General features: G+C 43.5%; 13 protein-coding genes. 3 read left to right on the forward strand and 10 right to left on the reverse strand.

Going from position 1 to position 12,013, the window contains the following annotated elements:
- Nucleotides 1-42: 42 nt before the first annotated feature.
- Both ABZA00_RS13665 and ABZA00_RS13670 read right to left on the reverse strand, forming a co-directional pair.
- Complete coding sequence (locus ABZA00_RS13665; RefSeq protein WP_372882713.1) at nt 43-207, reverse strand: hypothetical protein; 165 nt, start codon at nt 205-207, stop codon at nt 43-45.
- A gap of 84 nt (nt 208-291) precedes the next feature.
- Entirely contained in the window at nt 292-2,151 is a 1,860-nt protein-coding gene (locus ABZA00_RS13670) for a TIGR00341 family protein (protein WP_372882714.1), read from the reverse strand.
- A 208-nt stretch (nt 2,152-2,359) separates the two neighbouring features.
- Between ABZA00_RS13670 and ABZA00_RS13675 the strand changes: the two genes are divergently transcribed.
- Together ABZA00_RS13675 and ABZA00_RS13680 are read left to right on the forward strand one after the other, a co-directional pair.
- Nucleotides 2,360-3,259: a YihY/virulence factor BrkB family protein gene (locus tag ABZA00_RS13675; RefSeq protein ID WP_372882715.1), complete on the forward strand. Its 900-nt coding sequence runs from the start codon at nt 2,360-2,362 to the stop codon at nt 3,257-3,259.
- Between the two features lie 33 nt (nt 3,260-3,292).
- Complete coding sequence (locus tag ABZA00_RS13680; protein WP_372882716.1) at nt 3,293-3,982, forward strand: HAD family hydrolase; 690 nt, start codon at nt 3,293-3,295, stop codon at nt 3,980-3,982.
- Here the strand turns inward: ABZA00_RS13680 and ABZA00_RS13685 are convergent.
- On the reverse strand, nt 3,930-4,784 hold the full coding sequence (locus ABZA00_RS13685; RefSeq protein ID WP_372882717.1) for an AraC family transcriptional regulator: 855 nt from the start codon (nt 4,782-4,784) through the stop codon (nt 3,930-3,932). The genes ABZA00_RS13680 and ABZA00_RS13685 overlap by 53 nt on opposite strands.
- Nucleotides 4,785-4,920: 136 nt before the next feature.
- Here ABZA00_RS13685 and ABZA00_RS13690 point away from each other — a divergent pair, with 136 nt between their 5' ends.
- Complete coding sequence (locus tag ABZA00_RS13690; protein ID WP_372882718.1) at nt 4,921-6,111, forward strand: sugar efflux transporter; 1,191 nt, start codon at nt 4,921-4,923, stop codon at nt 6,109-6,111.
- A 79-nt stretch (nt 6,112-6,190) separates the two neighbouring features.
- Here the strand turns inward: ABZA00_RS13690 and ABZA00_RS13695 are convergent, their stop codons facing one another.
- From ABZA00_RS13695 to tnpA, 7 genes are all read right to left on the reverse strand, one after another.
- Nucleotides 6,191-6,805 carry a LysE family translocator gene (locus ABZA00_RS13695; protein WP_372882719.1) on the reverse strand — a complete coding sequence of 205 codons (615 nt, stop codon included), beginning with the start codon at nt 6,803-6,805 and terminating at the stop codon, nt 6,191-6,193.
- Nucleotides 6,802-7,770, reverse strand: a complete 969-nt coding sequence (yvcK, locus tag ABZA00_RS13700; RefSeq protein ID WP_372882720.1) for a uridine diphosphate-N-acetylglucosamine-binding protein YvcK — start codon at nt 7,768-7,770, stop codon at nt 6,802-6,804. Before yvcK ends, ABZA00_RS13695 begins: the two co-directional genes overlap by 4 nt.
- A 240-nt stretch (nt 7,771-8,010) precedes the next feature.
- Nucleotides 8,011-8,910, reverse strand: a complete 900-nt coding sequence (locus ABZA00_RS13705; RefSeq protein ID WP_372882721.1) for an amino acid ABC transporter permease — start codon at nt 8,908-8,910, stop codon at nt 8,011-8,013.
- Nucleotides 8,911-8,997: 87 nt separating this feature from the next.
- The gene (locus tag ABZA00_RS13710; RefSeq protein ID WP_372882722.1) at nt 8,998-9,804 is read right to left on the reverse strand and encodes a transporter substrate-binding domain-containing protein; all 807 of its coding nucleotides are present in this window, start codon (nt 9,802-9,804) and stop codon (nt 8,998-9,000) included.
- A gap of 30 nt (nt 9,805-9,834) precedes the next feature.
- Nucleotides 9,835-10,632 (reverse strand): amino acid ABC transporter permease, encoded by a 798-nt coding sequence (locus ABZA00_RS13715; RefSeq protein WP_372882723.1) that lies wholly within the window; start codon nt 10,630-10,632, stop codon nt 9,835-9,837.
- Complete coding sequence (locus ABZA00_RS13720; RefSeq protein ID WP_372882724.1) at nt 10,632-11,363, reverse strand: amino acid ABC transporter ATP-binding protein; 732 nt, start codon at nt 11,361-11,363, stop codon at nt 10,632-10,634. Before ABZA00_RS13720 ends, ABZA00_RS13715 begins: the two co-directional genes overlap by 1 nt.
- A gap of 451 nt (nt 11,364-11,814) precedes the next feature.
- On the reverse strand, nt 11,815-12,013 hold a 199-nt coding region (tnpA, locus tag ABZA00_RS13725; RefSeq protein ID WP_372882725.1), incomplete at its 5' end, for an IS200/IS605 family transposase.

The raw sequence follows: 12,013 nt of genomic DNA on the forward strand, positions 1-12,013 counted from the left end.
ATGCTTGTTAAAATGAATGCTAGCTAGACATAAAACTACATTTTAGTCTTTGTTATTGATTTGATTCAGAACGTCCTGTTCTTCACCACTTTGTGGCCAGCTAAAGCTGTTCAAAATCGTTCCATACGATTTTGTGTAATTTGAACAACTAGTTACTGCAATCAATGCCTTGCTTTCATCCATTTTTTCTACGCCTAAATAGATCATCTAATTATCGGAATTGGTATTATTTCTCCGCTAACGATATTGCCGGTGAGCGGGGTTTCCTCTTCTCAATTATAAATTGTAAAACTAGCGGCGAATAATTACCTGCGCTTCCATTACCACTTTCTGCTGTAAGCGCTGCTCAATGCCTGCTTTGACCGCATCTAATTTATCATTGGTCAGCGCTTCCGATGTGACTAGCTGAACGGATAACTGTAACGGCTCTATCGCGCGCGCACTCACTTGCCTGATGGTAACCTCACCTATTGTCTGTCCTTCTAACTCCTGAATGATCGCAGCTTCATCAGATAAACGCATAAAACTGAAGACCAGAGGAATACTGACAACGGCAACAGCAACAAAAGCAAGAGTTAAGCCTTTTTTAGCCCGGGTGAAGGGGGCGAAACCTAAGGCAAGGAAGGTTAATGCAGCCGCCAGTACGATACCCGCCAGGTTGGTTAAAAACAGCAGCAATGAGCCCCAGGCAACATGAAAATCAAGCCAACCTAACCCGATTCCCGTTACCGCAAGGGGCGGAACTAATGCCACTGCGATTGCAACCCCGGCCATGCTTTTAGCGGCCCCCACACGGGCATGGGCATAGGCGCCTGCAATGCCGGATATGACCGCGACACCTAAATCTAATAAACTGGGGCTTAAGCGTGCGGCGATTTCCGGTGTGACAATTTCCATGGGCAAAATAAAGCTTGCAATAGCTGCGCACCCTAATGCCATAACCAGCCCGGTTATTAATGTTTTTATACTGCCGCTTAATAAACCTGCATCCTGCCGGGCAAGGGCCATTGAAAGAGAGATGATCGGTGCCATTAGTGGTGCCAGTATCATAGCGCCAATAATGACAGGTGCAGAACTGGCAAACAGGCCAATGCTGGCAAGCAGTGTTGAAAGTACCATCAGGGTCAAGAATGCAGAGGAGGTGGTCGCATTTTCGCGTAGCAGTTGATAAAGCTCTTTAAACTCCTCGGTTGCGGCGTGCTTAATAAAAGGCAATGGCTTATTGACCATTGCGGTTACTGCTTCACCGGCAGGTAACCGGTTTATTTTACGTTGCTCTTTATCACTTGGAGAGCTCTCGGAAATTGGCAATGATTCTCCAACCAGTAAGTGTAAGCAGCGCGACTCTGTTTCAAAGAGTAATTGCTCATGTTGATAAGAGCAGCCATCAATTTGATAATCAAGTTGGCCACTATTGGTCACCGTGAAGGATTTGGTTTTTAATAACCCCAGGAAGTCTGGTAAGCCCGCAGTGCGGCGCAGCGGTGAGGTGATAAAAAAGCGTAACATCTCCATTACACTGTGCGGGGCAACAATCATTGCATCACACAAGCCATCGTTAATGTGCGTATCAGACAAAATATTGCGCGCCAAAGCGGATCCGTGAGCATGCTCAAGTACCACCAGGCCAATGGCAGCCGTGCTGAAATTGTTATCATTGCCAGTGGTAAAGGTCATTTTTTGCGGGCGGGTAGAATGAATTTTGAAAATATTATGCCAGGCCAGCTTGAGACGTTCTTTTAAATCGAGGCTTCTGGCTGTCGGTAATAAATTGAAGCTGTCGCCCAATACAACTGAATTCAAAACGAGCTGACCGTTGCAGCGTAAGATATCCACTTTGCGGGGAGTTGCTTGTTGTGCTGCTTCAATCGCTTTAGTTAACTTGTTTTCAAGGCAAAACCCCTGCCGGGCATAGCGCGATTGTTCATGGGGTAAAATAGATAAAAACCAGCCGCCTTTAATGGCGGCTTCAATAATAGCGGGGGTTTGCTGATCGCTCACATAAGCATAAACACGGCTTTCCGGTGCAAACTCGGCCGGTACCTCATCTTGCCACGCTCTAGGCAGTACCTTTTCAGAAAAAAAGGGTAATACTTTGTCACTAATTTCATCTTTTTTTTCAATATCGAAAAGTAAAAAACTATCAGACATAAAACGGACTCTCATAAATTAATAGCCAGTTTGCAGTATGCTGACAGGCGCGAATGAAGGCAACAATAAACAGCACTCTGCCTGAGTTTTGTCGCATGCCGGGCATAATTTCATAATAGGGGGTGTTTAAGTCGACATTTTTGTGTGGATAAGTTCTATATTTCCTATACTTAGCAGCATAGAATCCTATTGAACAGGAACCAAACCGATGAAAATAGTACACTACTGGTGGCATATTCTGCGTGATGCCGGCAAGCTTTGGCTGGATGAAAATGCTTTTAGTTTTGCCGGTTCTCTGGCATTTTACACGCTTTTTTCACTGGCACCTACGGTGATAATCGCGGTCACAGTTATTGGTGTGGTGATGGGGGAAGATGCAGCTCAGGGACAGATTGTCGCTCAGTTTCAGGATGTGATGGGTGTGGAGGCTGCATCGCTGGTTGAGCGGGCAGTTAGCCAGTCGCGTATCGCGGAATCGGGGATATTACCGACCATGCTGGGTATTGGCGCGTTGTTAATTGGTGCTACCACCGTCTTTGCTCAGATGCAGTATTCGCTCAATGTTATTTGGGGAGTTACGGCCAAACCCAGCCGCAGCGGCTTACTGATATTAATGAAACAGCGCTTGTTTTCCTTAATGGTGGTATTAGCGATTGGTTTTGTGCTGTTGGTGTCTTTGCTGTTTGGTGTGGCGTTGAAACTGGTGCTTAACTTTAGCGCGGAGTTTCTGCCCTTTGTGGAATTTTTATTCGGAGGTGCCGAGTTTGTTGTATCGCTGGCGATGATCGCTTTGCTGTTCGCCACCATTTTTAAAGTGTTACCGGATGTGGTCCTTAACTGGAAAGATGTGCTGGTTGGCGCAATTCTGACCGCCTGCCTATTTTCTCTGGGGCGTTATGGCATTGCAGCCTATCTCGCTTATACAGCAACCGCTTCGACCTATGGCGCAGCGGGCTCGGTGGTATTGATCCTGTTATGGGTGTATTACTCCTCGCTGATCTTGTTGTTTGGAGCAGCTTTTACCAAAACGCATTTGTTAGCGCGTGGTAAAGCTATTATTCCAAGCAGTACCTTTGTAAAGGTCGATCGCCGGTTTCTAAAAGATTAAAAAAAACAGCAGTTGATTAAAGGAGAAAGTTCGATGGATATCAAAGCAATACTGTTTGATATGGACGGTCTGATATTTGATACTGAAGGTCTTTACAAAAAGATCTGGCAGGGGGCTGTCAGTGAACAGGGTTTAACGCTGAGCGATCAATTTTATCAATATTTTATCGGTGTACAGGACGCACAGTGCGAACAGCTGCTGCAGGAAAATCTTGGTAAGCAATTTGATATGCAACGTTTCAGAAAGAAGCGGGATCAGATGTTAGCTGCTGCAAGAAAAAATGGCATTGTCTATAAAGGCGGCTTTAAAGAGTTGTTTTCCGGGCTTAAAAAAAGGGCGTTTAGATGTGCGCTGGTTACCTCTTCCGCTTTGCCGCAGGCTGAACATTATTTTGCCGGCAGTGATTATTTAACAATGTTTGACGCGGTTATTACTTCTGAAAAAGTGGAAAAAGGCAAACCTGCACCGGACTGTTATCTTATTGCCTGCGAAGAGCTCGGCATTGCACCCGAAGAATCTCTGGTATTGGAAGATTCCAATAACGGCATGCGCGCTGCATTGGATGCGGGTTGTTATGCGCTTATGATTCCGGATCTGTTGTTACCTGATGCCGACGTCGCTCAGCGGGCAACTGCTGTACTGGACAGTTTGGCCGAGGTTGAATTTTTTCTTAAGCAAACAGTGAGCGAAACTGCTTCGGAGTCATCTGTTTACACTGCTTAAACTGACGATTAAAGTTCGATAAATTAGTAAAACCAACTAAGTCTGCAATGGCTGAAATACTGGCATTACTGTTCACCAGCAGCTCGCATGCTTTGCCGATACGGAATTCTTTAACATGGTGAGAAAAGCTGCAAATAAAATGGCGTTCAAAAAGCCGGTAAACAGTGCTTTCACTGACATGCAATTCATTACATAAATCAATCAGCTGAATATTATTGCGATAATTTAACTCAATATAATTTGATACTTTTCGGACAAGTTTTAACTCCTTAGGATTGTCGTGAATCACCGGCAAGCTGTAGGTATTTAACCGGGTAACCTGTTTCGCTTCACTGAGAATAACCAATATTTCGATTAATCGGCTCAACTCCATCGCAGGACTGAATTTTTTATAATCCTGCAATAGTTCATAAATCCGCTCAGCAGTGACATCATCAAACGCCAGTCCCTGACAGGAGCGATTTAACAAGACTTTTAAATTGCCAAGCTCGGGTAGTTGAGCAATCAGTTGGCTTATCCATTGTTGGCTAAACCATAATAGGAAGGTATCGTTATTGGAATTGTCATAATCTCCATTATGAATTGCAGTATGCGCTAGTTTGGGGCCTAACATGGTTAAAGTATTATGTTTTATTTCACCAATATAATCGCCGGCAAATAATTTTCCGTTTAAATGACGGTACAATACAATTTCATATTCAAAGTGATAATGCCAGTCAAAATGAGCAGTGCAGCAATGATAATGTTGGATTCGCCAGCGGAAATCACTCTGATTACTGACTTTTTCAATCGTTGGTTTCAATATTGCCTCTTTTCTTTCATCTTCAAGATCAAAAGTGACGGAATAGTATCATAAATAGCCGGGAATAAATCACTTGCAGCTTTTTAAATTGGTAAATTACGCAACATAAATTACCCAATTACGCAGGAGCAGCGCCATGCTATTTAGCAAACAATCGATTACCTATTTATTAACCTGTTTTTTTGTCGGACTGAGCGGCGCTTTCATTTATCCCATATTAAGCCTTTATCTTATTGAGGAAGTGCACGCCACACCGATAAGCATGGGATTTTTAATGACCTGCATGGTGTTAAGCGGGGTTGTGGTATCTCAGTATATTGCCCGAAAATCAGACCAGGGTTTAAGCCGAAAGTATATTGTTTTAGCAGGCCAGGGCGGTTTTATTATTACCACTATTTTTTTGGCAATGAGCCAGAGTTATTACGTCATATTAGCCACAGTTATTTTTTTCATGTCCCTAAGCGCGGTTTGTTTACCGCAAATCTTCAGCATGGGGCGTGATTATGCAGATCAGCACCTTGCGGATAATGCGCACGTATTTGTGACCATGATGCGAGCAATAATGGCTTTATCATGGGTGTTTGGACCGCCACTGGCTTTTTTGATTAATGATGCTTTTGGTTTTAAGCAAACTTTTCTGACTGCAGGTTTTTTTGCCGCAGTGGTTTTTATTATCGTTTATTTTGCGATGGCAAATTCCCGGGTTGAAGAGCAACAATCAGAAAGCGAAAAGGTGAACTGGCTAAAAATATCCGGCGTGTTATTCTTTTTAATCTGCATTTTTTTTACCTTTACCGCCAATAATATGTACCTCACATCAATAAGCCTTTATATCACTCAGGAGTTAAATTTCGACTCAAAATGGGCAGGTTATTTGATGGGCATTGCCGCCTTTATCGAAATCCCAATCATGTTAAGCGCCGGTTATCTCGCGCCAAGATTTGGTTCAACGCGACTCATTTATCTAGCTTGTATTAGCGGCTTAGTCTTTTTTGCCGGATTACTTTTTGCGCAGCAGTTATGGCAGTTTATGTTGCTGCAGATATTTAATGGAGTATTTATCGGGGTCAATGCCAGTCTGGGTATGCTGGTTGTGCAGGATATGATGAAAAAACAACTTGGTTTAGCGTCCACACTGTTTAATAACAGTTTAATGCTCAGCACTTTATTAAGCAGTTTGCTGGTGGGGGGGATTGCACAATTTTTCAGTTACTATGCGGTCTTTATCGCGGCGGCGTTATTTTGTTTATTCGCTCTGTTTTTTATGTACTTGGCTGGAAAGGAGATATTATTGTCTAAAACCGGGTATTATCCGCAGGTAAACTGAAAAATTATTCAGTTTACCTGCGCAGCAAGAAGGGTGCGTTAATGTAGGCTTCTTGCTGTCTGAAAATTTTTTGGTAATGTTATACCGTTGTAAAAACGCGAACTGCTAATGCAATTAATACGGCACCTGATAGACGATCAATCAGTACTGCGTGAGCGCGTAACCTGTTAACCCATTTACTGCTGGAAATAATAACGGCAATTAATGTGTACCATAATCCGTCAACTACAAAGGGGGTTAATACAATAATTGCGTTACTGCTTAACTCATTACCTAAGACAATAAATTGACTGAATAAGGCGATAAAGAAGAGCGCAATTTTGGGGTTTAACAGAGAGATTAATAAGCCCTCCCGCGCAGATTGGCGAATGCTGACCGCTTTGCCGGACTTTAGTTTTTCGGCCACGCCACCTTTTGAACGCAGGGCATTTAATCCTAAATAAGCGAGATATAAAGCGCCTGCATAACTGAGGGTTTTAAATAACAGTGGCGATTGTTCTAACAATACCGCTAATCCGATCACGGTGATAAAAGCGTAAAAAGCAATGCCGAATGCGTGCGCCCAGGCAGTTGATATTCCATTAGTGCGGCCGCCGGCTAAACTATGTTTAGCCACCATTGCCAGACTGGGCCCGGGAGACATCGCGCCAAGAAGCGAGATAGTCAGTAGCGATAGCCAGGTTGTCAGGGTCATGCCTTCTCCTTTTCTGTTTTATAAACTGACAGGTTATTATTGTTTGCAGCCATGGTTAAATTATTTTGATAAACGGGGGACTCAAGCTGTGCGATAATAGCATGCTTGAGTTTATCCCTATCGTGACGCCATTCTCTATTAGGAGAGGCTAAATCGGCTTTAAAGAAAAACCACCCCGGATCATTAGCAGAGTGTGAACTATCAACAATGACGACATCAATTTTGCGTCCCCGGCAGGCTCGTTCACACCATTCAAGCCTCTGTTTAATACTCATTCGTCCGGCGGGACCTGATTCAGAAGAAAGGTTTTCAATAAAAATCACTTTCGCCTTGTGATTATTGCGTATTGCACGGCCGATTTCAGGTAATAATAGCGGTGGCATTATACTGGTCAGAAAGCTGCCCGGACCAAGCACGATACAGTCGGCCTGCTTAATTGCCAATATAGCTTCGTCAGTTGCCGGCACCTGCGGTTCTAATTCAAGGCGTAACAACTGCTGTTCCATCTCATCAACACTGGTTTCGCCGTGCACCCAATCTCCGTCAACGGCTAACGCTTTGAGATCGGAAGGGTACTCAGACATCGGGACAATATTAACTTGTACACTTAACATGGTGCGGATCAGCTGAATTGCCTGCATCGGTCTGACCGATAGATTATCTAAAGCAGTGAGCATTAAATTGCCGAGATTATGGCCATCGAGCTCACCCGCGCCTTTAAATCGATATTCAAACATGGTTGATTCTACCGATGGTTCAGTGATCAGCTGATTAATGCAGTTACGTGTATCACCCCAGGCGATGCCACCCTGGCAGTGGCGAATTCGTCCGGTGGAGCCGCCGTTATCTGTCGTCGTGACGATACCGGTAGCGTTGCTGCCAATCCCTTTTAAAGCAGCTAATATCCTGCCTAATCCATGGCCCCCGCCAATAGCGACGATTTTTTTATCTTTATATGCATCCATAGCAACTTCTTGTTAACAAATAGTCCGGTAATTTATCACAACTTATCAGCTCATAATAATAATTAACCTCAACTCTGCATAATGAAAGTGTAATTTCCTTTAATATCATAATGTTAAAGTTATATATTATACACTGCCGTTAGTTTTTTGTAGTTCAAGGCGAATCATCGTAGCAATAGCCGGCTATTGCTACGTGACAGTTCTTGTTGAATATGCCTTGTAGAAGGGCAACCTGTTGGGTTATTTAATCAGGTGTTTTCTGTTTCGTTTTTCAATAACAGAAAATAATAACGATAACCCCAGGCAGAGAATTAGATAAGCCAACCCGACAAATAACCAAATTTCGAAGATCAAACCCGATGAGTTGGCAATCTCAGTACCGACAAAAGTGAGTTCCTGAATAGAGATAAGCGACACAATGGAGGAATCTTTTACCAATGAAATAGCTTGTCCTGCAAGCGGCGGAGCGATATTGCTTAATACCTGCGGAGCAATAACATAGCGGTATTTAGACCAGGGCGATAATCCCAGCGCATGGGCTGCTTCCCACTGTCCTTTCTCTATACCTTCTAAGCCGGATCTTACTACCTCGGCAATATAAGCTGCGGAGAGTAAAGCGACACATAAAACACCGGAAAGTAAATTTTCCCAGAGATTCGGACGGCCAAACAGGACGTACGGTAATCCACTCAGCTCGTCGCTATAATTTCTCAGCAGGTGATCTAATCCGAGCAGGGGAATTAACTGATTTGAAATAAAAAAGTAGAAAATAAAAATAAACACCAGAGGTGGAATATTCCTGACCAGTTGAATATAGGCTGTGGCGGGAATTTTAAACAGAGCGATTTTGGCGTGTCGTGCAACACCTAAAAGGGTACCTAAAATCAGCGCAAAGGCCATTCCCCAGACGCTGAGGCGCAGGGTGGAGATGATCCCCTGAAAAAAATAAGGCAGACTGCCGTCGGCTCTTGGCGTGAAAATCAGATCCACCGCACCCGCCCAGTTCCAATGGTAGTTAACTCCGATTGCAGAACGATAGTAGATCCAGCCGACAGCCAGTACAGAAACAACTATTAGAATATAATCCAACAGGTTAAATGAATAACGTGGTTTACGATTTTTTGTTTGAATTACACTCACATTTCACCAGTAGGGTTGCGGTTTATAGTTAATTATCTTTTTTGTAAATTGCAGCCCCTGACAATGCAGGGGTAGTTTTTGTTGTGATTATTGTCCCTCACTCACCTGATCCTGCCAGTCCAGTGTTGCGAACCAATATTCGTAGCGCTGAGATAACCAGCCATCTGTAGTGCGATCTTCGATCCATTTATCAAAAAAAGCTTTTTTATCTTCTTCACCCAGGCGAACGGCAAAGGCTTCATTGCCTTTTGACAGTCTTTTTGTAAATGGCAGGAACAGTAGATCCCGATGCTTTATCACTTCCTGTTCAGGTTTTGGACTGGATGCAATAACAGCATGGGCATTACCGTTCAGCACTTCCTGAAATGCCTGGGCATCATCATCAAACTGCAAAATTTTTGCTTTGGGAAATGTTTCACGTGCTATCTGCACGGTAAACGCACCGCGGCGTGCTGCAATATTTACTCTGCGCGAGTCGAAATCGCTTAATTGACTAAAACCTTTGGCTAAGATTTTATTTGCCGCAACCTGTACGCCTGAATGGGAGTATGGGGTAGTAAAGAGTACGCTTTTTGCGCGCTCTTCCGTAATAGACATACCGCCGATAATAACATCAAACTTACTGGCTAAAAGGGCAGGAATAATGCCATCCCAGGCTGTCGGAACAAACTCCACCTTCCAACCGGAATCCGCAGCCAGGCGCTTGGCTACATCAATTTCAAAACCAATTAATTCACCTTGTTTATCACGCATTGCCCAGGGCACAAAGGTTGACATACCGACGCGCAGGGTACCTCTTTCATTGATTTTGTCGAGATTTTCTGTGCTGGCAGTTGCCGGCAGCGAAACTGCGATGCTCAGTAATCCCAATAGCAGTATTTTGATGAGTTTCATCTGATTTCTCCTGTTGTTATTGCTTATTGCTTATTCTTTTCGCCATTGTGCTCCCAACTTATGTTCAAGCCCGGCAGCAAGTGCAGAAAGCGAAAGCGTGAGTAATAGATAAATAGCGGCAACCGTAAACCATATCTCAAATGGCATAGCTGTTTCTGAAACAATATTCCTTCCTTCGGTTGTCAGATCAAAAATAGCCATCACACTAACAATAGAAGAATTTTTAATAAGTGAAACCACTTCGTTTGTTAATGGCGGCAAGGTTCTCTGCAATACCTGCGGTAAAATTACATCTTTATACGTATAATAAGCAGGTAAACCAAGAGACTTTGCGGCTTCAAACTGACCGACATCGATACTGTTCAACCCGGCCCTGAAAATTTCGGCAGTATAAGCCCCCTGAAAAAGCGCCAGTGCTAAAATGGCCGTTGAAAACCGGTCCAAGCCGATAACCGGACCAAAAACAAAATACAGCAGATAAATTTGTACCAGCAGCGGCGTATTGCGAATCAACTCTACATAACAACGCGCCAGAATACGCCCGACAATAGAATTGGACACTCTTAATAACGCGGTTATCAAACCGATAAGCAACGTCGCAATTAAACTTAAAGCTGATATTTTCAGTGTCACCACTAAACCATTAATCAGCTCTGCCGGCCACCACTGTCCGTCTTCATAAAAGAAAAGGTAATCGGGAATACGTTGCCACTGCCAGCTATAGCCCATTGCCTGCGCGCCGCTGTCCAGAAGCCAGATGATGCCGAGCAGCAAAATGGTTATTTGTAGAACAGCGGATAAAACAGGCTTAACAATATGTAGGATCATCAGTGAGTTAATATCTGATTCAAGAAGGTTTTTGTACGTTCTTGATGTGGCGAGCTGAACAAAATTTCCGGTGGGGCTATTTCAATAATTTCTCCCTCGTCCATAAAGACTACCCGATCTGCCACTTTTTTGGCAAAGCCCATCTCATGGGTGACGCAGACCATGGTCATGCCTTCCTGGGCAAGTTCAACCATCACATCCAGCACTTCATTGATCATTTCCGGGTCAAGTGCCGAAGTCGGTTCATCAAAGAGCATAATACGCGGCATCATACAAAGCGAACGCGCAATAGCTACCCGCTGCTGTTGACCGCCAGAGAGTTGAACAGGGTATTTATCAGCCTGATCGGCAATTTTGACGCGTGTTAGAAAGTGCATAGCCCGCTCTAACGCTTCCTGTTTAGACAGTTTTAAGGTGCGCAGCGGTGCAAGCATTAAATTCTCAAGTACAGTCAGGTGGGGAAAAAGGTAAAAATGCTGAAATACCATCCCCACCTTGCCTTTCTGCTGATTTAAATCCGGGTTATCAAAAACGCTCACTTGCCCTGAAGTGTAAGGCTCTAATCCGTTAATACAGCGTATTAAAGTCGATTTACCAGAACCTGAAGGTCCACAAACAACCACAATTTCACCTTCCTGAACAGAAAGATTAATTTGTTTAAGTGCTTGAAACTCCCCAAACCATTTATCCACATTATGAAATTCAAGGGCTTTTACCTTTGTTTTTTTCAAAACCATCTCTTTGTATTAAAAGCGTTTTAAAAGCATAGCAATATCATTAGGGTATTGCATCCTTGAATATGACTTAAAGCAATGACAGCAGCCGTTTTTTATAGCTGAAGCCATATTTTGCCGTTTCGAATGTTTACTACGCCTAGGGCGTTTACTTTTATTCTTGAGAGTGCAGCCCGATAAACAATGCCTTTTTTTTCATAGCGCCTAAAAATTGTTAATTCTGCATTGTGTCAGCTCGACAGATAGCTCAATTCCTTCGCTAACACGCCTTGCCAGAGCTGTTTACGCGCTGCTCTGGTACTCGTTTTTTAAACAATATGTAAGGATGAGAGATGATAAATGAACAGGAATTGATTAATTCATCAATTAAGCTGGCAGAAAAATGGCAAAATAGAGCAGTTGAACTTGTCAGTGATTTTGATAGAGAATTTTATGCGAAGCATTAACGTTACTTAGGTCTATTTTGTTGCTCGATATAAGTCGTCAGGGCATCTAGTGCAGCACCGCCACATGATCCGGCAAAGTAACTGGGAGACCATAACGCACCATTCCATAGATAACGATGTATATCGGGGAACTCTTTTCGCATCAATCGAGAGCTAACACCCTTGAGTGAGTTGATCAATTTACTTAACTGGACTTTCGGA

This window comes from Psychromonas sp., assembly GCF_041586535.1.
Taxonomy (GTDB): Bacteria; Pseudomonadota; Gammaproteobacteria; order Enterobacterales; family Psychromonadaceae; genus Psychromonas.